The sequence below is a fragment of the Bordetella genomosp. 7 genome, from assembly GCF_002261265.1.
Taxonomy (GTDB): Bacteria; Pseudomonadota; Gammaproteobacteria; order Burkholderiales; family Burkholderiaceae_B; genus Bordetella_A.
Map to the genome: position 1 here is coordinate 114,262 of NZ_NEVK01000003.1, position 18,237 is coordinate 132,498.

Genomic DNA, 18,237 nt, shown 5'->3' on the forward strand with positions numbered 1-18,237 from the left:
TGCCCGGGGCCGGGCATGACGCGCCGGCCGGTCAATCGTCGCGGTTCGGGTCCATGCCCGGGAACAGTATTTCGGTAAACCCGAACTTCGAAAAATCTTCGATGCGCGACGGATACAGGCGACCGATGAGATGGTCGCATTCGTGCTGCACGACGCGCGCATGAAAGCCTTCGGCCTCGCGGTCGATGAGGTTGCCGTGGGGGTCGCGGCCGGTGTAGCGGATGTGCCGGTAGCGCGGCACCAGGCCGCGCAGGCCCGGCACCGACAGGCAGCCTTCCCAGCCTTCTTCGCGCTCGTCCGATAGCGGGGTGATGACGGGGTTGCACAACACGGTCTGGGGCACGGGCGGGGCGTCGGGATAACGCTCGTTGTGCTCGAACCCGAAGATCACCAGTTGCAGGTCGACGCCGATCTGCGGCGCCGCAAGGCCCACGCCTTGCGCATGCACCATGGTTTCGAACATGTCGGAGACCAGCGTATGCAGCTCGGGCGTGTCGAATTGTTCGACAGGCTTGGCGACCCGCAGCAGCCGCGGGTCGCCCATCTTGAGGATGGTGTGGATCATCGCGGTCGGCCGTGTGCTCAGTCGTTGCGGCCTTTGCGCTGGATGAACTCGATTTTGTAGCCGTCGGGGTCTTCTACAAAGGCGATCACGGTGGTGCCGTGCTTCATGGGGCCGGCTTCGCGCGTCACCTTGCCGCCTTTTTGCTTGACCTTTTCACAGGCTTCGTAGGCGTCTTCGACTTCGAGCGCGATGTGGCCATAGCCGTTGCCGAGGTCGTAGGTATCGGTGTCCCAGTTGTGGGTGAGCTCGATGACGGCGCCTTCGCTTTCGTCCTGGTAGCCCACGAAGGCCAGCGTGAACTTGCCTTCGGGGTAGTCTTTGCGGCGCAGGACGCGCATGCCCAGCACGTTGGTGTAGAAGTCTAGCGATCGGTCCAGATTGCCGACGCGCAGCATGGTGTGCAGAAGTCGCATGGGGAATTCCTTGTGTTGCTCGATGAGGCCAGGCATGGCCACAATGCCAGGCCACATCGTAGCAAAACCGCGGCGCCTTCCCGCGCGGGCCGGCTCAGTTCGCCGTGGCGCCGGAGGCTTCGACCGCCTTGGCCCAATTGGCGATTTCCTGCTGGATGAACTCGCCGAACGCCTGGGTGTTCAGGCTGGCGGCCTCGGCGCCTTCTTCCAGGAGACGCTGGCGCACCTGTTCCGACGCCAGCGCCCGGGAGAACGCCTGGTTCAGCGTGTCGACGACCGACGCGGGCGTGCCGGCAGGCGCCACGATGCCGTGCCATGAAATCGCCTGGAAGCCCGGCAGCCCGGATTCGGCCATGGTGGGCAGTTCGGGCAGGGCCGGCGAGCGGCGCGGCGACGTTACCGCCAGGGCGCGCAGCGTGCCGGCCTTGATGTTGGGAAGGGCGCCCGGAATCGTGGTGAACAGAAACTGCACCTGGCCGCCGATAAGATCGGCGATGGCAGGGCTGCCGCCCTTGTAGGGCACGTGGACGAATTCAAGGCCTGCGCGCTGCTTGAACATTTCGCCCGCCAGGTGGCCGGGGGTGCCGGCGCCCGCCGAGGCCATGTTGAAGCGGTCGCCGTCGGCCTTGATTTCCGCGATCAGGCCCGGCACGTCGGCAGCCTGTACCTGCTTGCCCACGACCAGCACGTTGGGCACGGTGGCCAGCAGCGTGATGGGCGCGAAGTCCTTGATGGCGTCGTATTGCAGCTTTTTGTACAGCGCCGGGTTGATGCCGTGGGTGCTGGCGGTGGCCAGCAGCAGGGTGTAGCCGTCGGGCGCCGAGGTGGCCACCGACTTGGCGGCGATGGAGCCGTTGGCGCCGCCTTTGTTGTCGACCACGATAGTCTGGCCCAGCGTCTTTGCCGCTTCGGTGGCCAGGGTGCGCGCCAGGATGTCGGAAGTGCCGCCGGCGGAGTGCGGCACGACCAGGGTGATGGAGCGTTCGGGAAAGGCCTGGGCCGCGGCAGCGCCCGGCATACAGAGTCCGGCCGCCAGCGCCGCTGCGAAGGCGGCCCGGGTCAGGGATGTTGTCATGGGGAGTCTCCAGTGTTGCAGTAAGAATGCGCGCCCGCCTGCGCGGACGCGGCGGTCAGTCGGCGCCCAGCTTCAGGGGATCGGGCTGGCGTTTTTCGATGGACCATTTCAACAAGGCCGCGCTGCGGTAGATGCCGTGCGCGAACTTGCCGTAGGGCAGTGTCAGGAACAGGGCCATCACCACGCCCAGATGCACGGCCAGCATCAGGCCCATGGCGCGGGTATCGCGCAGCGCAAGCAGCAGCAGCCCGGTCAGGCTGACCAGGAACAACAGCACGATGAAGCCGCGGTCCATGGGGCGCTGCGCTGCGTCGCCATGCTCGGGGTGGCGTTTCAGGTTCAGCCACAACAGGCCCGCCGGACCGATGAGCAGTCCGATGCCGCCGACGGTGCCCAGCATGACGGGCAGGCTCAGCACCGGGTACGGCGCGGGCCAGCCGAACGCATAGTGGTACAGCGTTGCCACGCAAGTGGCGGCAAAGCAAAGCATGAACCCATAGAAGGTCAGGTGATGGAACCGCCGCCGCGCCAAGGTGTAGGCATCGTCGGCGTTGTTGCAGCCTTCTCCATGGCCGCCATCCAGGTACTTCAGGCGCAACGCGTCGTGCGTGGCTTCGGCCACGGCCGCGCCGCTGGCCCGGCCGGGCGACACATCGCGCCAGAAGCGCGCCACGCCCAGGGCCAGCGCCAGCATGGCAAAGCCGAATACCAGCCCGAACATCAGGGCCAGCGTGTTGTGCGGGAAGATCGCGTAGAAGTTGCCTGCCAGCGGTTCATGCAGCAGGCCGCCTGTGGCAGCGGCCGCCAGGACCAGGAAAAACGCCAACGCCGCCGCGCTGGCCAGCGCGAGCGTCAGGCCGTTGCGCTGGTACAGCTTGCCCAGCGCGGGCGGCCAGGCGTAGTCGGCGTAAGTCTGCACGCGCACGCGGGCCATGGCCTGGGGCACGTTGACGCCGAATTCGTGCGGCGGCGCGTACTGGCAGGCGTGCAGACAGGCGCCGCAGTTGTGGCACAGGTTGGCCAGGTAGTTGACATCGGCCTTGCCGAACTCCAGGCGGCGCGTCATGGCGGGAAACACCGCACAGAAACCTTCGCAGTACCGGCACGCGTTGCATATCTGCATGACGCGTGCCACTTCGGCTTCGTTGTCGCTCAGGGGCGCGGCGGGCTCGCTGGCGCGGGCATGCCAGTGCACGGGTTGTTCGGACGCCATGCGGGCGGCGGAAGGGGCGGCCGCGGCGCGGGCCTGGCGGGTCAGTACTTCAAGCTGCTTCATATTGTGCTCCGCAGGCGCGTTGGGCCAGCGCCGCCGCTGCGGCGCGCGTGCCGGCAATACGGCCGAAGGCAGTTCCGATGGACATGCCCACGCCCGCGGTGTACCCCTTGCCCAGTACGTTGCCGGCCATCATTTCGCCGGCCACGAACAGGTTGTCGCTGGGGCGGTCGCCAAAGCGCACGGCCGCGGTGTCGTCGACCTTCAGGCCCAGATAGGTGAAGGTGATGCCGGGGCGCAACGCGTAGCCATAGAACGGCGGCGTGTCGATGGGCCGGGCCCAGTGCGTCTTGGCCGGCTCGATGCCGACAGTGTGGCAATCGTCCAGCGTGGTGTGGTCGAAGGTGCCTACCCGGCATGCAGCGTTGTATTCGGACAGCGTTTGCATGAACCGGGCCTCGTCCAGGCCCAGCTTGCGTGCGAGCTCGGGCAGCGAGTCTGCCTGCACGCCCGGGAACACCGGGGGCATGAAGCGCCCCACGGCCTTGCTGTCGATGATGGAATAGGCGATCTGCCCCGGCTGCATGGCCGTCAGGCGGCCCCAGATGGCGTAGCGCTTGGGCCAGAAGTCTTCGCCTTCGTCGTAGAAGCGCCGTGCGTCGCGGTTGACCACCACGCCCAGCGATACGCAATCGATGCGCGTACAGATGCCGCCGTCGTACAAGGGCGCGCGGGCGTCGATGGCGACACAATGCGACTGGGACGGGTCGCCGATGATATCGGCGCCCGCGTCCATCATGAATTTCAGCAGCACACCCATGTTGAAGCGCGTGCCGCGGATCAGGAAGTTGTCGGCCGGCCATTCGCCGCGCTCGTTCTGGCCCCAGGCTTCGCGCAGCCACTCGCGGTTGGATTCGAAGCCGCCCGCGGCCAGCACACAGGCGCGCGCCGGGAAGCGCTGGCTGCCCGACCGCGCCGCCACGAAGCGGCCGTCGTCGAGTTCAAGCGAATCCACCGGCGTGTCATAGCGGATCTGTACGCCCAGCGCCTCGGCGCTGCGATAGTAAGCGTTGACCAGCGCCTTGCCGCCGCCCATGAAGAAGGCGTTGGTGCGCGCCACGTGCAGCGCGCCGGACAAGGGCGGCTGGAAGCGCACGCCATGCTTGCGCATCCAGTCGCGGCACGTGGACGATGCGCGAATGACCAGGCGCGCCAGGTGTTCATTGGTCAGGCCGCCGGTGACCTTGAGCAGGTCTTGCCAGTATTCTTCTTCGGGGTAGGCATCGACCAGCACGTCTTGCGGCGCGTCGTGCATGCAGCGCAGGTTGCGCGTGTGCTGCGAATTGCCGCCGCGCCATTCGCGCGGGGCGGCTTCAAGCAGCAAGACGCTGGCGCCCGCTTCGCGCGCCATCAGCGCGGCACAGAGCGCAGCATTGCCGCCACCTATGACCAGTACGTCGAACATCGGAACATCCCTAGAGTCGGTGCCCGACTATAGGGGGGCGCGGCGGGATCCCGCTACGCCCGGTTCGTCAATGGTTGTTCACGCTTTGTGAAGAGTGGCGCCCCGCCAGCCGCCGGACCTGACCAGTTCATGGGCCGTGCGGGCCAGCAGTACGCGGGCCGCCAGCGCGGCGGGCGACAGCTCGTCATCGGACAGGCTGACCAGCAGATTGCGGCGCCGCAGGTTGCGATCGGAAATCAGGCGCACCGCAAGGGGCTCGCCTTGCAGCCGTACGGTAGCCGCGCCGGGCTGGATGGTGGCGCCGAGCCCGTCGCGCACCAGGTCCATCAGCACGTCCAGGCCGTCGATCTCGGCCACGAGATCGGGTTCTACGCGCACGCGGTCGAAGCCGGCATCCACCAGCGCGCGCAGGCCGTGCGAGCTGCCCGGCAACAGGTAGGGCAAGTTGCCGATGTCGCGCATGCGCACGGGCCCTTCGGGGGGCAGGCCCGGCAGATCGGGGCAGGCGATCAGGAAGAGCCGTTCGTCCACCAGGGGCAACACGCTCCAGCGGCGAGCCGATTCCGCGCCGAACACAATGGCCAGGTCGAGCTGGCGCGCATTGAGCATGCTGGTCAGGTAGCCCGACAGCGTGGCCACCAGGCGTACGCGCACATCGGGATAGCGTTCGCGCATTGCGTTCATGAAGGGCCGCGCCAGCACCGTGGCAGTGGTGGCCGGCAGGCCGATACTGACCTGCCCCGTCAGCCGGGATTGTTTGGCGGCCTGCGCGGCGCCGTCGGCGTGACGCAAGGCCAACTGCGCCTGGCGCAGGAAGGCGAGTCCGGCGTCGGTGGGGGTGACGCCGGTGGACGTGCGCGTCAGCAGCCGCGTGGACAGTTCGCTTTCCAGGCGGCTGATCTGCTGGCTGAGCGCCGAGGTGACAACGCCCAGGTCGGCGGCGGCGCGGCCCATGCTGCCGCATTCGGCCACCTTGACGAAATAGCGCAGCTGCCGGAGTTCCATGGCGGCGGCCTAGAACTGCGGCAGCGCGGCCGGATCGTGCCGCCGCAGCACGTTCTTGGCGGCTTCGTAGTCGGGCATGATGTTGCCGACTTCGGCCCAGAAATCGCGGCTGTGATTCATTTCGCGCAGGTGGGCAAGCTCGTGGGCGATGACGTAGTCGATGATGGACGGCGCGAAGTGGATGAGCCGCCAGTTGAGCATGATGTTGCCGTCGCTGGTGCACGAGCCCCAGCGCGTGGCGGCCGACGACAGGCGCCAGCGGCGGATCTTCAGCCCGCTGACCTGCAGGAAGTGGGCCAGGCGGGATCCGAACACGGCGCCGGCGCGTTGTTGCAGCCAGGCCTGTGCGGCATCGCGCACCCGCGACTGATCCGCGTTGGCGGGCAAGGGCAGCCACAGCGTTGCGCCGTCGTGGGGAGCGTCGGCATCGCCGGAAATCGTGGCCTGGCGATGCTCGGCGCTCAGGGCGAGCACGATGCGCTTGCCCAGGTACGGCAGTTCGCCTCCGGCCTGCCAGCGGGTCTGGCCCATGGCCAGTTGTTCTTTGCGCGCTTGCCAGTCGCGCAGCTTGGCGAGTATCCAGCGCGATTTTTCGCGCACGGCGTCATCGATCTGGGCGAGCGTGACCCAGTTGGGCGCCGTGACCCGCAGGCCGTCGTCGGCCACTACAAAGCCGATGCTGCGGCGCCGGGAGCGCAGCAGCACGAAACCGATGGTTTGCTGCTCGGTGGCCACCTCGCGCCAGCGGGCCCCCGCCGGCAGTACGTCGGGGCGGGGCGTGGCAACCGTGGCGGGGGGGGCGGCGGGCGTGGTCAGCAAAGGCGCCGCCTCGGGCGCGCGGGGCGCGGGGGCGGCCGGTTCGGCGAACAGGAGTTCAAGCTGACCGTTGCTGGACATACCTTTCGGGATTGAGTTCGCGCATTTCGCCTTCGATCCAGGCCTGGACCTTGGCGTTCAGTTCTTCGGGCGTGTGTCCCGACGATTCTATCGCGGGCCCGATCGATACCGTGATCATGCCGGGCTTTTTGATGAAGGCGTTGCGGCGCCAGCATTCGCCGGCGTTGAGCGCCACGGGCACCACGACCGCCCCGGTGCGCACGGCCAGCAGCGCGCCGCCCATCTTGAAGCGCGCCGTGGCGCCGGGTGCGACCCGCGTGCCTTCGGGAAACAGCAGGGGCCAGCGGCCTTCCTGCAGGCGCAACGAGCCTTGTCGGATCACTTGCTCGAAGGCGTCGCGGCCCTTGGCGCGGTCGATGGGGATCATGCGCAGCAGCGCCAGGCCCCAGCCGAAGAACGGCAGCATGTGCAGCTCGCGCTTGTAGACGTAGCAGACTTCGCGCGGCATGTGGGCGGGAAAGAACAGGGTTTCCCAGGCCGACTGGTGCTTGGACAGCAGAATGCAGGGGCCGTCCGGCAGGTTTTCGGCGCCCTTGATCTGCCAGCGGATGCCGCAGAAGAACTTGGCCCCCCAGATGGCCAGGCGCGGCCAGCCGACAGTGAGCCTGTAGCGCCAGTGCTGCGGCAGCGGCGCCCACAAAATGCAGGCAAAGGCGTACGGAATGACCGTGACGACCAGGAACACCATATACAAGAACGAACGCAGCCAGGCCATGGGATCAGGCATCCTGCAGCAAGGTATCGGCAACGGCCGACAAGTCGTTGGCAATGCGTGTGCCGGGCGGCAGTTCGCCCTGGCGGGTCTTGGCGCCGTTGCCGGTAAGCACCAGCCACGGCGAGCAGCCGGCCGCGGCGGCGGCCTGCAGGTCGCGCAGCGAATCGCCTACCGATGGCACGCCGGCCAGATTGGTGTCGTAGCGGTGGGCAATGTCGTAATACATGCCCGGCAGCGGCTTGCGACATGCGCAGCCATCGTCGGGCCCATGCGGGCACAGGAAAATGGCGTCGACCATGCCGCCCGCCTGGGCCACTTCACGGTGCAGCTTGGCATGGATGGCATTGAGCGTCGCCATGTCGAACAGGCCGCGCGCCAGGCCCGATTGGTTGCTGGCCACCACCACGGTATACCCGGCCTGCGACAGGCGGGCGATGGCGGCCAGGCTGCCGGGCAGGGCCACCCATTCATCGGGCGACTTGACGAAGGCCGCGCTGTCCTGGTTGATGACGCCGTCGCGATCGAGAATGATGAGCTTCACTGTGCCAGCCTGGAAATGTCAGCAACCTGGTTCATCAGGCCATGCAACTGGGCCAGCAGCGCCAGGCGGTTGGCGCGCACGGCGGGGTCGTCGGCCATGACCATCACATCGGCGAAGAAGGCGTCTACCGGTTCGCGCGCCTGCGCCAGCGTGCTGAGGCTGCCGGCGAAATCGCCGGCCCGCAGTTGCGCCTGCGCCTGGGGTTGCAGCGCCGCGACGGCCGCGGCCAGCGCCTGTTCGGCGGGCTCGGCCAGGCGCGCCGCGTCGACTGCGCCGATTTCGCCTTCGGCTTTCTTGAGCAGGTTGCCGATGCGCTTGTTGGCCGCGGCCAGGCTGGCCGCTTCGGGCAACTGGCCGAATTCGGTGACCGCACGTACGCGCGCGGCCACCTGGTGCAGGGGCGGGGCCACCGCTATGACGGCGTCGACGGCATTGCGGTCGAAGTCGCCGGCCAGTTGGTTGCGATAGCGTTCGTAAATGAAGGCGCGGACCTCGGGCACGGTGGCGGCCGGGATCTTGTCTGCCGCGAAGGTGCCGGCCGCCAGCGCCAGCAGGCCGTCCAGGGTGAGCGGGCCGTCGGCGCTGGGCGCCAGCATGCCGCCGGCGGCCAGCTGTTCGAACGCGCTGATCAGGCCCAGCGCGGCGCGCCGCAGGCCGAATGGGTCGCGTTCGCCGGTGGGCGCCAGCCCGATGCCCCAGATGCCGACCAGCGTTTCGGCGCGTTCGGCGATGAACAGCGCGGTCGCGGCCAGCGTGTCGGGCGTGACGGGCGCGTCCAGGCGGATGCGGTATTGCCCGCGCAGGGCCTGCACCACGGATTCGGGTTCGCCGTCGCCCGCGGCGTAATAGGCGCCCATGATGCCCTGCAGCTCGGGGAATTCGCCCACCATATTGGTGCCCAGGTCAGCCTTGGCCAGCAGGGCGGCGCGGTCGGCCGCGGCGGCGTCGCCGCCCAATTGCTCGGCCACGCCGCGCGCGATGGCGCGCACGCGCTCGACGCGTTCGAGCTGCGTGCCCAGTTTGTTGTGATAGACGATGCTGCCCAGCTGCGGCACGCGCGCGGCCAATGGCGTCTTGCGGTCGGTATCGAAGAAGAACTGTGCGTCGGCCAGGCGCGGGCGCACCACGCGCTGGTTGCCTTCGATGATGTTGGCCGGATCGTCGGTATGCATGTTGCTGACGATCAGGAAGCGATGCGTCAGCTTGCCGGTGGCCGGGTCGAACAGCGGGAAATATTTCTGGTTCAACCGCATGGTCAGGATCAGGCATTCCTGCGGCACCTGCAGGAATTGCTCGTCGAACTGCCCCACGTACACGGTGGGGTGTTCGACCAGGGCGGTGACTTCGTCGAGCAGCGCGGCCACTTCGGGGTCGTCGCCCAGCGTGGCGCCCAGCTGCGCGGCATGTTCTTGCAGCTGGCGGTCGATCTCGGCGCGGCGTGTCTCGAACGAGGCCACCACCCGGCCTTGCTCGGCCAGCGTGGTTTCGTAGGCATCGGCGTGCGACAACGTGATGGCGCCGTCTGCCATGAAGCGGTGGCCCTGCGTGTCGCGGCCTGCCGACAGCCCCAGCGCCGTCACGGGCACCACGTCGGCGCCGTGCAGCGCGACAAGGCTGTGCGCGGGACGCACGAATTTCACGGTGGTGACGCCGTCGGCCAGCTGATAGCGCATGACTTTGGGAATGGGCAGGCCATCGATGGCGGCCTGCAGGCCGTCTTGCAGGCCTTCGGCCAGTCGGGCGCCGGGCGCCGTGCCGCGCGCGACCAGATAGTCCTGTTTGCCATCGGATTCGCGGGCGAGCTGGGCAGGGTCGACGGTGTCGAGCCCCTTGGCCGCCAGCTTTTTCAGCAGCGCGGGCGTGGGCTTGCCGTCGGCGTCCAGGCCCACTTTGACGGGCATGAGCTTCTCGGCGTAGGCCTGGTCGGGCGCCTGGCCGCGCACCTGCGACAGCCGCACCGCCAGGCGGCGCGGCGTGGCGTAGGCGGCCACGTCGCAGCCATCGGCCAGCAGGCCATGCTTGTGCAGTGTGGCGCGCAGGCCTTCGGCAAATGCCTGGCCCAGTTTCTGCAGGGCCTTGGGCGGAAGCTCTTCGGTCAACAGTTCGACCAGCAGGGGGTTGAGGTTTGTTGTCATGTCAGTGTCCATGCTGCGCGGCGGCGTTCGCGTCGCGGGTAGCGTCGGGAATGGATTTCAGTTCAACGGCCAGCCAGCATGGGAAAGCCCAGTCGTTCGCGGGAATCGTAATAAGCCTGCGCCACGGCGCGCGACAAGTTACGGATGCGGCCGATGTACGCCGCGCGTTCGGTGACGCTGATGGCGCCGCGCGCATCCAGCAGGTTGAAGGTATGCGCGGCTTTCAGGGTGGCCTCGTAGGCGGGCAGGGCCAGCGGCACTTCCATCAGGCGCCTGGCCTCGGCCTCGTAGTCGTTGAAGTGCGAGAACAGCATGTCGGCGGACGCATGCTCGAAGTTATACGTGGACTGTTCGACTTCGTTCTGGTGGAACACGTCGCGATACAGCACCCGGTTGCCGTGCGCGCCTTCGGTCCAGACCAGGTCGTACACGCTTTCGACGCCCTGCAGGTACATGGCCAGGCGTTCGAGGCCGTAGGTGATTTCGCCGGTGGTGGGCGTGCAGTCCAGGCCGCCGACTTGCTGGAAGTACGTGAACTGGGTGACTTCCATGCCGTTGAGCCAGACTTCCCAGCCCAGGCCCCAGGCGCCCAGCGTGGGGTTTTCCCAGTCATCTTCGACAAAGCGGATGTCGTGGCGGGCCGGGTCGATGCCCAGCGCCTTCAGCGAACCGATGTACAGGTCGAGGATTTCGGGGGGCGCGGGCTTGAGCACCACCTGGTACTGGTAATAGTGTTGCAGGCGATTGGGGTTTTCGCCGTAGCGGCCGTCCTTGGGGCGGCGCGAGGGCTGCACGTAGGCCGCGCGCCAGGGCTCGGGGCCGATCGCGCGCAGGAACGTCGCGGTGTGAGAGGTGCCGGCGCCGACTTCCATGTCGTACGGCTGCAGCAGGGCGCAGCCCTGCTTGTCCCAGTAGTCCTGGAGCGTGAGGATGATTTGCTGAAAGGTGAGCATAGGATTCTTGGAATTCGGAGCACCGTGCGGAATCGGCCGCCGCACGGGCGTGCGGCAAGCCCGTGGCGCGGGAAACCGGCCATTTTAACTGGCCCGGGCCGGTGCGGGGTTGACGAAGGGCCTGCGGCTTGCGCGATGAGGATCGCGCCGCGGGCCGGCCGCCATAATCGCGCCATTCGCGCGCGGCCGCGGATTTTTCGTTGGCCAGGCGGCGGCGGGCCGGCTAGCATCGGAACTCGATCCATCAATGTGCAAGAGGTACGACACATGTCTTCAGCAATCAGCGCACGGGTCCAGGCGCTGGGCCTGGCCCTGGAGCCGGCCGGCAGCCCGGCCGCCAATTACGTGTCCAGGGTGCAGGTGGGCGACCTGCTGTTCATTTCCGGCCAGGTGCCGCGCAAGGGCGACCAGGCTGTCTGGCTGGGCCGCGTGGGCGACACGCTGACCGAGGATGAGGGCCGCCAGGCGGCGCGGCAGGCCGCCCTGGGCGTGCTGGCGCATCTGGCCGACGCGGTGGGCGACGACCTGGCGCGGGTGCTGCGCGTGGTGCGGCTGGGCGTATTCGTGGCGTGTACGCCGGAATTCAACCGGCAGAGCGCGGTGGCCGACGGCGCGTCCGACCTGATGGTCGAGGTGCTGGGCGAGGCCGGCCGCCATGCGCGCACCGCCGTGGGAGTCGCTTCGCTGCCGCGCGGCGTCGCGGTCGAGGTCGAAGCCATCATCCAGATCGAGTCCTAGCATGGGCGCGCGCCAGGCCGGCGTGTCCGACGCCGATGTCGAACGCCTGCGGCAAGCCACCCCGGGCGTGTCGAGCGTGGTGCATTTCAATCATGCGGGCGCCTCGTTGCCATCGGCGGCCACGGTGGACGCCATGGTCGAGCATTTGCGGCGCGAAGCCATACGGGGGCCCATGGAGGCGGCACAGGCCGTGCGAGACACGCTGGATGCGGCGCGCACCCGCGCGGCCCGGCTGGTTGGCGCTGGGCCGGACGAAATCGCCTTCGCCTCGGGCTGCTCGGACGCCTGGGGCCGCGCTTTCGCGGCCTTGGGCCCCTGGGCCCCGGGCGACCGCATCCTGACGGGGCGCCATGAATGGGGCGGCAACCTGGCCACGATGCAGCAGGTGGCGGGGCGCGCCGGCGCCCGCATAGAACCCATTCCTTGCGATGCCGATGGGCGCGCATCGCCCGAAGCATTGCTGGCCATGCTGGACGAACGGGTGAAACTGATTTCGCTGACCTGGATGCCCGCCAATGGCGGGTTGGTCAACCCGGCGGCCGAGATCGGCGCCATAGCGCGCCGCCACGGCATTCCCTATATCGTGGACGCGGCGCAGGCGCTGGGGCAGTGGCCGGTGGATGTTCGCGCCCTGGGCTGCGATGTGCTGGTGGCGCCGGTCCGCAAGCATCTGCGCGGGCCGCGCGGACTGGCACTGGCGTACGTGCGCGCCGAGACCGTCGCGCGCCTGACGCCGGCGTTCGTCGACACCCTGTCGGCGCCCGTGGGGCAGGATGGCGTGGCCGTGCCGCATGCCGGCGCCCGGCTCCTGGAAAGCAGCGAAAAGCCGGTGGCCCTGGTGTGCGGGCTGGCCAATGCGCTGCAAGAGGCGCTGGATGTGGGCGTGGACGCCATCCGCGCGCGCGTGGATGCCCATGCCGGCCTGTTGCGCGAGCGGCTCCGGGGCATTCGCGGGGTAACGGTGCATGACCTGGGGCCGGTGTGCTCGGGGCTGGTGTCGTTCAACATCGACGGCTGGATGGCGGCAGACGTAAGCCAGGCGTTGGCCTTGCAAGGTATCAACACGACTGCCAATGGCGTGCCGTACACACCGCTGGATATGCGGGCGCGCGGCCTGCACAGCGTGGCGCGCGCCTCGGTCAGCTACCTGACCACGCCAGCGGAAATCGACCGCCTGGCGGCCGCCGTGGGCGGGCTGGCGCGACGCTGAAGCAGGGCGCGCGCGGGGCGCCTGCCGCCACCCGTCGCGGATGGTCGTATGATTAGGCATCCCCCACTCTTATACATAACCGCGGGTACCCATGCCCGCCAGGAGCCCTGCATGTCCGAGCTGATCAAGGTGGAAGTGGTCGACGGTATCCAGATCATTACCATCAACCGTCCCGAAGCCAAGAACGCCATCAACCTGGAAACGGCGCAAGCCATGGCGGCCGCGCTCGATCAACTGGACAGCCGCGACGACATCCGCATCGGCATCCTGACCGGTGCGGGCGGCACGTTTTCGTCGGGCATGGATCTGAAGGCGTTTGCGCAGAGCCGCCAGCGTCCGCTGGTTGAAGGCCGTGGCTTTGCGGGCCTGAACGAGCGTCCGCCGCGCAAGCCGCTGATCGCGGCGGTAGAAGGCTACGCGCTGGCGGGCGGCTGCGAAATGGCGCTGGCCGCAGACCTGATCGTCGCGGCCAATAACGCCAAATTCGGCCTGCCCGAAGTCAAGCGCGGCCTGGTGGCCGGGTCCGGCGGCATGCTGCGCCTGCCGCGCCGTCTGCCGTACCACATCGCCATGGAAATCATCCTGACGGGCGATATGTTCAGTGCCGAACGCGCCCATGGGTATGGCCTGGTAAACCGCCTGACCGAACCCGGCAAGGCGCTGGAAGGCGCGCTGGAGCTGGCCCGGGTCATCGTCGAAAACGGCCCCCTGGCCGTGCAGACCGCCAAGAGCATCGTGTCGCAAGCCACCGACTGGGAGCAGGACGGCATGTTCGACCGCCAGCGTCCGCTGATCGCGCACATTTTCGAGTCTGCCGACGCCAAGGAAGGCGCCACGGCCTTTGCCGAAAAACGCAAGCCCGTGTGGCAGGGCAAATAACCGCTACGCGCAGCGGCCATAAAATAAGACGTTTGTCGCGGGCGGCCTGGCCGCCCGCCGGCCTTGCGCCGCTGCGCCTTTCCTTTACTTTTTTGATCCCGCCCTTATCGTCATGTCCGTCCTCATTAAAGAAGAAGACTTCATCCAGTCTATTGCCGATGGCATCCAGTTCATCAGCTACTACCATCCCGTCGATTACATCCGTCATCTGGCGCGCGCCTACGAGCGCGAAGAAAGCCCGGCGGCGCGCGACGCGATGGCGCAGATCCTGACCAACTCGCGCATGTGCGCCGAAGGCAAGCGCCCGCTGTGCCAGGACACGGGCATCGTGAACGTGTTCCTGAAAGTGGGCATGGACGTGCGCTTCGATACGCGCCGCACCTTGCAGGAACTCTGCGACGAGGGCGTGCGGCGCGGCTACACCAATTCCGACAACCCGTTGCGCGCTTCAGTGCTCGACGACCCCATCTTTGCGCGCAAGAACACGCGCGACAACACGCCCTGTATCCTGCACGTCGAGCTCGTGCCGGGCGACAAGGTCGACGTGCAGATCGCTTCCAAGGGCGGCGGCTCGGAGAACAAATCGAAGTTCGCCATGCTCAACCCCAGCGACTCGCTGGTCGACTGGGTGCTGAAAACCGTGCCCACCATGGGCGCCGGCTGGTGCCCGCCGGGCATGCTGGGCATCGGCGTGGGCGGCACGGCTGAAAAGGCCATGCTGATGGCCAAGCAGTCGCTGATGGAAGACATCGACATGTACGAGCTGCTGGCCCGCGGCCCGCAGAACAAGCTCGAAGAATTGCGCATCGAACTCTACGAGAAGGTGAATGCGCTGGGCATAGGCGCCCAGGGCCTGGGCGGCCTTACTACTGTGCTCGACGTCAAGATCAATACATTCCCCACGCATGCGGCGTCCAAGCCGGTGGCCATGATCCCGAACTGCGCGGCCACGCGCCACGCGCACTTCGTGCTCGACGGTTCGGGCGTCGCGCGGCTGGATCCGCCGTCGCTGTCGGAATGGCCCGAAGTGCACTGGGCGCCCGACTACAACAAGTCCAGGCAGGTAAACCTGGACACCCTGACGCCTGCCGAGGTTGCCAGCTGGAAGCCGGGCCAGACGCTGCTGCTGTCGGGCAAGATGCTGACCGGCCGCGACGCCGCCCACAAGCGCATCCAGGACATGTTGGCCAAGGGCGAGCCCCTGCCGGTGGACTTCACGAACCGCGTCATCTATTACGTGGGGCCGGTGGATCCGGTGCGCGACGAGGTGGTGGGCCCCGCCGGCCCGACCACGGCAACGCGCATGGACAAGTTCACCGACATGATGCTGGCCCAGACGGGCCTGATCGCCATGATCGGCAAGTCCGAGCGCGGGCCGGTGGCCATCGAGGCGATCCGCAAGCACAAGTCGGCCTACCTGATGGCAGTGGGCGGCGCGGCTTACCTGGTGTCCAAGGCCATCCGCGAAGCGCGCGTGCTGGCCTTCGAAGACCTGGGCATGGAAGCCATCTATGAGTTCGACGTGAAAGACATGCCGGTGACGGTGGCCGTCGATTCGGAAGGCACGTCGGTGCATACGACCGGGCCGCAGGAATGGCAGGCACGAATCGGCAAGATCCCGGTTGCCGTGGCCTGATGGCTTGATGGCGGGATTGGCGGGCGCCCTTGATGGGCGCCCGTTTTTTTGTTTGGTGCGAACGAGCCCGATCTGGCGAAATCGCGCACAATGGGGCGCCATGCCGCATCGGCTTGGCCGCGAGCGGCCATATGCCCTACCATGCCATATGGGTTTTCGGCCGGCGCATCGGCGCGTCCAGGCCGGATGCCTTGTGCCCTTCTTGATGGGGATGATCACATGGCAGACAAAACGTCTTCGCGCGCATCCGGGGCGGCGAAACCCGGCAAGCCGCCCAAGCTGTTGTCCGGCGGCAACCCGCAGATTCCCAAAGGCTACGGGGATGAGCCGGTCCAAGCCTATATCGCCGCGATGCCGGGCTGGAAGAGCGCGGTGGGCCGTCGCCTGGACGAGCTTATCGTGCGCGCGGCGCCCAAGGTCAGCAAGGCAGTGAAGTGGAATTCGCCTTTGTATGGCATGGAAGGGCAGGGATGGTTCCTGAGCATCCATTGCTTCAACAAGTACATCAAGGTGGCGTTCTTTCGCGGCGCGTCGCTGGATCCGGCGCCGCCCGTCGAATCGCGCATGGCCGAGACGCGCTATTTCCACATACACGAGGGTGAGGCGCTGGATGAAAAGCAGTTCATGAACTGGGTGCGTCAGGCCAGCAAGCTTCCGGGCGAGAAGATGTAGTGCTGACGTTTTGGTGTCAGACACCATGCGGGTGTCAGACACCTGGAACACCAGAAGATGTAGTGCTGACGTTTTGGTGTCAGACACCCTGCGGGTGTCAGACACCTGGAGCACCTGGAAATGGCCGAACGCCGTGTTCGGTGTCAGACTCCCGCAGGGTGTCTGACACCATCCCGTGCGTGATCCCTCAGGGTGCCTGACACCATGCCCTGCGTGACGGCCGCGCGGCGCTAGGCGGCCCGCGCTATGGCGGCAAGAAGGTCTTCGGGGTGCACCATCAAATCGCGGGCCTGCCGCAGCAATGGATACTGGTGCAATACGCAGCGCCATGCCGGCGTGTGCAGCAACAGGCGCCAGACCGGTTCCAGGGCGCTGGCCTCGACTGGCTGGCCCTGGGCCAGGCGGCCTGCGTAGTCCAGGCTGGCGGGCGCGGACAATAATTGCATGCGGCTGGCCGCGCTCAGCAGGCGCGCGCCGGCGTCGGCGGGGGCGTTGCAGCAATACAGCACGGTTGCGGCCAGAGTCTCGATGCCGGTGGGTAATGCGGCAAGCGAGCTGCCGCGCAAAGCCATCGTTCCTTGGCGGGTGGCGAAGGTATAGGTCGTGTCGGGGCGGGCTTCGGCCATCAGGCGCAGGCCGCGCAACAGCCGCGGCAGGTCCGTGGCCGCGGCGTCTGCCGACGCCTTGGCCTCCACCAGCACACATATGTCCCACGCCGAATCGGCGTGCGGCGCGCCGCGCAGCAACACCGCGTCCCATTCGCTCTTGGCGCGGCGGGCGCTGGCAGGCATCGAGGCGGGCACGCGCATCGAGGTCACGACGCGGTATGCGTTCTCATCGCGATTCAACAGATCGGCCAGCGCTTGCAGTGCGCGGGCGGCCAACGCTTCGACCTCGTCGCCACGTTGGCGCGAGGCCGCGCCCTGGGCCGCGGCCGCGGCGCTGCCTTGGGCGGGCCCGTTCTGGTCCCAAAGCTGCCGGTATCGCTGTACCTGGGGGGCGGCTTGCAGAGACTCCATGCGGCACAGCCGCGCCAGCGCAGGGTCGTCCAGCAGGCGGCCGAGCGCTTGCGAGATATGCGGATGCATCGAACTGGCGGGCATGGCGCGTACGGCGCGAGCCATGTCGGCCAACTGCGTCCATGTTGGCGCGGCGTGCAGGGCGGCCAGCGCGTCGCGCAAGGGCGTGTGCGCCATGCGCGCCAGGCGCGCCGGGTGTGCCACCGCATCTGCCGCGATGCGTATCGCTCGCCGGTCGCGCCGCGCCCGCGCCTGCAGCGACGCGTACTCCCGTACGGGTGCGGCGATGTGGCGCAGCACCAGGGCCTGGTATGCGGCGTCGCCCGGCGCATCGCCCATGGCTTCATCTATCAGCCTGGCCAGCGCGGCAACGAAGCCGCGCTGCAGATCGTCGTCGGGCGGCGCACCCGCTTCAACGGCAAGACGGGCGTTTTCGATGATGGCGGCCAACGCCGTCGAAGGCGGGGCATGCTGCCGCGCCGCCGGCGGCTGCATAGCGTGCGGCAGGCGGAAGCGCCGCTTCACGCTGCGCAGCACGCCTTCCAGGCGCGCGGAGGTCGTTGGTGGGCACATAGCGGCTAAGCATACGCCACGCGCCGGCCGCCGTGGCGGGCCCGTGCCGCTTCGCTATCCGCCCAGCCCCTGGCGTTTCAGCACCAGGACCTCGCTGCTGCCGTCCTGCGCGGTTTCGCCGCGCTGGTTGATCAGTCGCAGGCGGCGGTCGATGGCGCCGACGCGGGCGCTGGCGCCGGGGTTGACGGCCAGGATGTCCAGCACCAGGTGCAGCGTATCGCCCACCAGAATGGGTTTCAGGAATTTCCATTCACGCAGCGACAGCATGGCCACGACCGATCGGTGGAAGATGCCCAGCTCGTGCATCATGCCCGTGGCGATGGCGATGCCCAGGGCGCCGTGCACCAGCCGCTGGCCCGCCTTGGTGCCGGCGGCGTACACGGCGTCGGCGTGGATGGGGTTCCAGTCGCCCGAAATCATCGAGAACATCGTCAGGTCGGCCTCGGTGATGGTGCGGCCCCCGCTCTGGAAGCTCTGGCCGGGCTGAAAGTCTTCGTAGTACAGCGAATGGTCTGTCATGGCGTAGCGGTTCA

18 protein-coding genes are annotated in these 18,237 nt (G+C 67.7%); 5 read left to right on the top strand and 13 right to left on the bottom strand.

What is annotated here, in order from left to right; all coding sequences use genetic code 11:
• Nucleotides 1–31 precede the first annotated feature (31 nt).
• From def to glyQ, 11 genes are all read right to left on the bottom strand, one after another.
• Nucleotides 32–565 carry a peptide deformylase gene (gene def, locus CAL19_RS02860; RefSeq protein ID WP_026640981.1) on the bottom strand — a complete coding sequence of 178 codons (534 nt, stop codon included), beginning with the start codon at nt 563–565 and terminating at the stop codon, nt 32–34.
• Between the two features lie 17 nt (nt 566–582).
• Nucleotides 583–978 carry a lactoylglutathione lyase gene (gloA, locus tag CAL19_RS02865; protein WP_026640980.1) on the bottom strand — a complete coding sequence of 132 codons (396 nt, stop codon included), beginning with the start codon at nt 976–978 and terminating at the stop codon, nt 583–585.
• A gap of 94 nt (nt 979–1,072) precedes the next feature.
• Nucleotides 1,073–2,053: a Bug family tripartite tricarboxylate transporter substrate binding protein gene (locus CAL19_RS02870; protein WP_026640979.1), complete on the bottom strand. Its 981-nt coding sequence runs from the start codon at nt 2,051–2,053 to the stop codon at nt 1,073–1,075.
• A 55-nt stretch (nt 2,054–2,108) separates the two neighbouring features.
• Nucleotides 2,109–3,329: a tricarballylate utilization 4Fe-4S protein TcuB gene (tcuB, locus tag CAL19_RS02875; protein WP_094795979.1), complete on the bottom strand. Its 1,221-nt coding sequence runs from the start codon at nt 3,327–3,329 to the stop codon at nt 2,109–2,111.
• Entirely contained in the window at nt 3,316–4,731 is a 1,416-nt protein-coding gene (tcuA, locus tag CAL19_RS02880; RefSeq protein WP_026640977.1) for an FAD-dependent tricarballylate dehydrogenase TcuA, read from the bottom strand. Before tcuA ends, tcuB begins: the two co-directional genes overlap by 14 nt.
• Before the next feature lie 78 nt (nt 4,732–4,809).
• Entirely contained in the window at nt 4,810–5,736 is a 927-nt protein-coding gene (locus CAL19_RS02885) for a LysR family transcriptional regulator (RefSeq protein WP_094795980.1), read from the bottom strand.
• Nucleotides 5,737–5,745: 9 nt separating this feature from the next.
• Nucleotides 5,746–6,633 carry a M48 family metallopeptidase gene (locus tag CAL19_RS02890; protein WP_026640975.1) on the bottom strand — a complete coding sequence of 296 codons (888 nt, stop codon included), beginning with the start codon at nt 6,631–6,633 and terminating at the stop codon, nt 5,746–5,748.
• Entirely contained in the window at nt 6,611–7,348 is a 738-nt protein-coding gene (locus CAL19_RS02895; protein ID WP_094796380.1) for a lysophospholipid acyltransferase family protein, read from the bottom strand. The genes CAL19_RS02890 and CAL19_RS02895 overlap by 23 nt, the downstream gene beginning before the upstream one ends.
• Nucleotides 7,349–7,352: 4 nt before the next feature.
• Entirely contained in the window at nt 7,353–7,889 is a 537-nt protein-coding gene (gene gmhB, locus CAL19_RS02900; protein ID WP_026640973.1) for a D-glycero-beta-D-manno-heptose 1,7-bisphosphate 7-phosphatase, read from the bottom strand.
• Nucleotides 7,886–10,024: a glycine--tRNA ligase subunit beta gene (gene glyS, locus CAL19_RS02905; RefSeq protein ID WP_094796381.1), complete on the bottom strand. Its 2,139-nt coding sequence runs from the start codon at nt 10,022–10,024 to the stop codon at nt 7,886–7,888. The genes gmhB and glyS overlap by 4 nt, the downstream gene beginning before the upstream one ends.
• Before the next feature lie 62 nt (nt 10,025–10,086).
• A complete protein-coding gene (gene glyQ / locus CAL19_RS02910; protein ID WP_026640971.1) occupies nt 10,087–10,977 on the bottom strand; it encodes a glycine--tRNA ligase subunit alpha in 891 nt (296 codons plus the stop codon).
• A 267-nt stretch (nt 10,978–11,244) separates the two neighbouring features.
• On the opposite strand from glyQ, the gene CAL19_RS02915 reads away from it, so the two are divergent.
• The 5 genes from CAL19_RS02915 to CAL19_RS02935 all read left to right on the top strand — a co-directional run bounded on the left by CAL19_RS02915 (nt 11,245) and on the right by CAL19_RS02935 (nt 16,112).
• Nucleotides 11,245–11,715, top strand: coding sequence for a RidA family protein (locus CAL19_RS02915; RefSeq protein ID WP_026640970.1), 471 nt, complete (start codon nt 11,245–11,247; stop codon nt 11,713–11,715).
• A 1-nt stretch (nt 11,716) separates the two neighbouring features.
• On the top strand, nt 11,717–12,925 hold the full coding sequence (locus CAL19_RS02920) for an aminotransferase class V-fold PLP-dependent enzyme (protein ID WP_094795981.1): 1,209 nt from the start codon (nt 11,717–11,719) through the stop codon (nt 12,923–12,925).
• A 111-nt stretch (nt 12,926–13,036) separates the two neighbouring features.
• Complete coding sequence (locus CAL19_RS02925; protein WP_026640968.1) at nt 13,037–13,804, top strand: crotonase/enoyl-CoA hydratase family protein; 768 nt, start codon at nt 13,037–13,039, stop codon at nt 13,802–13,804.
• A 112-nt stretch (nt 13,805–13,916) separates the two neighbouring features.
• The gene (locus CAL19_RS02930) at nt 13,917–15,440 is read left to right on the top strand and encodes a fumarate hydratase (protein WP_094795982.1); all 1,524 of its coding nucleotides are present in this window, start codon (nt 13,917–13,919) and stop codon (nt 15,438–15,440) included.
• Nucleotides 15,441–15,659: 219 nt separating this feature from the next.
• Nucleotides 15,660–16,112: a DUF1801 domain-containing protein gene (locus CAL19_RS02935; protein WP_026640966.1), complete on the top strand. Its 453-nt coding sequence runs from the start codon at nt 15,660–15,662 to the stop codon at nt 16,110–16,112.
• Nucleotides 16,113–16,342: 230 nt separating this feature from the next.
• Here the strand turns inward: CAL19_RS02935 and CAL19_RS02940 are convergent, their stop codons facing one another.
• Both CAL19_RS02940 and CAL19_RS02945 read right to left on the bottom strand, forming a co-directional pair.
• Nucleotides 16,343–17,704: a 3-deoxy-D-arabino-heptulosonate 7-phosphate synthase gene (locus CAL19_RS02940; RefSeq protein WP_094795983.1), complete on the bottom strand. Its 1,362-nt coding sequence runs from the start codon at nt 17,702–17,704 to the stop codon at nt 16,343–16,345.
• A 54-nt stretch (nt 17,705–17,758) separates the two neighbouring features.
• Nucleotides 17,759–18,223, bottom strand: a complete 465-nt coding sequence (locus CAL19_RS02945; protein ID WP_026640964.1) for a MaoC/PaaZ C-terminal domain-containing protein — start codon at nt 18,221–18,223, stop codon at nt 17,759–17,761.
• Nucleotides 18,224–18,237: the final 14 nt, after the last annotated feature.

Excerpts from the sequence above, each read along its gene's own strand:
- def (WP_026640981.1), bottom strand. The coding sequence starts at position 565 with ATGATCCACACCATCCTCAAGATGGGCGACCCGCGGCTGCTGCGGGTC.
- gloA (WP_026640980.1), bottom strand. The coding sequence starts at position 978 with ATGCGACTTCTGCACACCATGCTGCGCGTCGGCAATCTGGACCGATCG.
- CAL19_RS02870 (WP_026640979.1), bottom strand. The coding sequence starts at position 2,053 with ATGACAACATCCCTGACCCGGGCCGCCTTCGCAGCGGCGCTGGCGGCC.
- tcuB (WP_094795979.1), bottom strand. The coding sequence starts at position 3,329 with ATGAAGCAGCTTGAAGTACTGACCCGCCAGGCCCGCGCCGCGGCCGCC.
- tcuA (WP_026640977.1), bottom strand. The coding sequence starts at position 4,731 with ATGTTCGACGTACTGGTCATAGGTGGCGGCAATGCTGCGCTCTGTGCC.
- CAL19_RS02885 (WP_094795980.1), bottom strand. The coding sequence starts at position 5,736 with ATGGAACTCCGGCAGCTGCGCTATTTCGTCAAGGTGGCCGAATGCGGC.
- CAL19_RS02890 (WP_026640975.1), bottom strand. The coding sequence starts at position 6,633 with ATGTCCAGCAACGGTCAGCTTGAACTCCTGTTCGCCGAACCGGCCGCC.
- CAL19_RS02895 (WP_094796380.1), bottom strand. The coding sequence starts at position 7,348 with ATGGCCTGGCTGCGTTCGTTCTTGTATATGGTGTTCCTGGTCGTCACG.
- glyS (WP_094796381.1), bottom strand. The coding sequence starts at position 10,024 with ATGACAACAAACCTCAACCCCCTGCTGGTCGAACTGTTGACCGAAGAG.
- glyQ (WP_026640971.1), bottom strand. The coding sequence starts at position 10,977 with ATGCTCACCTTTCAGCAAATCATCCTCACGCTCCAGGACTACTGGGAC.
- CAL19_RS02915 (WP_026640970.1), top strand. The coding sequence starts at position 11,245 with ATGTCTTCAGCAATCAGCGCACGGGTCCAGGCGCTGGGCCTGGCCCTG.
- CAL19_RS02920 (WP_094795981.1), top strand. The coding sequence starts at position 11,717 with ATGGGCGCGCGCCAGGCCGGCGTGTCCGACGCCGATGTCGAACGCCTG.
- CAL19_RS02925 (WP_026640968.1), top strand. The coding sequence starts at position 13,037 with ATGTCCGAGCTGATCAAGGTGGAAGTGGTCGACGGTATCCAGATCATT.
- CAL19_RS02930 (WP_094795982.1), top strand. The coding sequence starts at position 13,917 with ATGTCCGTCCTCATTAAAGAAGAAGACTTCATCCAGTCTATTGCCGAT.
- CAL19_RS02935 (WP_026640966.1), top strand. The coding sequence starts at position 15,660 with ATGGCAGACAAAACGTCTTCGCGCGCATCCGGGGCGGCGAAACCCGGC.
- CAL19_RS02940 (WP_094795983.1), bottom strand. The coding sequence starts at position 17,704 with ATGTGCCCACCAACGACCTCCGCGCGCCTGGAAGGCGTGCTGCGCAGC.
- CAL19_RS02945 (WP_026640964.1), bottom strand. The coding sequence starts at position 18,223 with ATGACAGACCATTCGCTGTACTACGAAGACTTTCAGCCCGGCCAGAGC.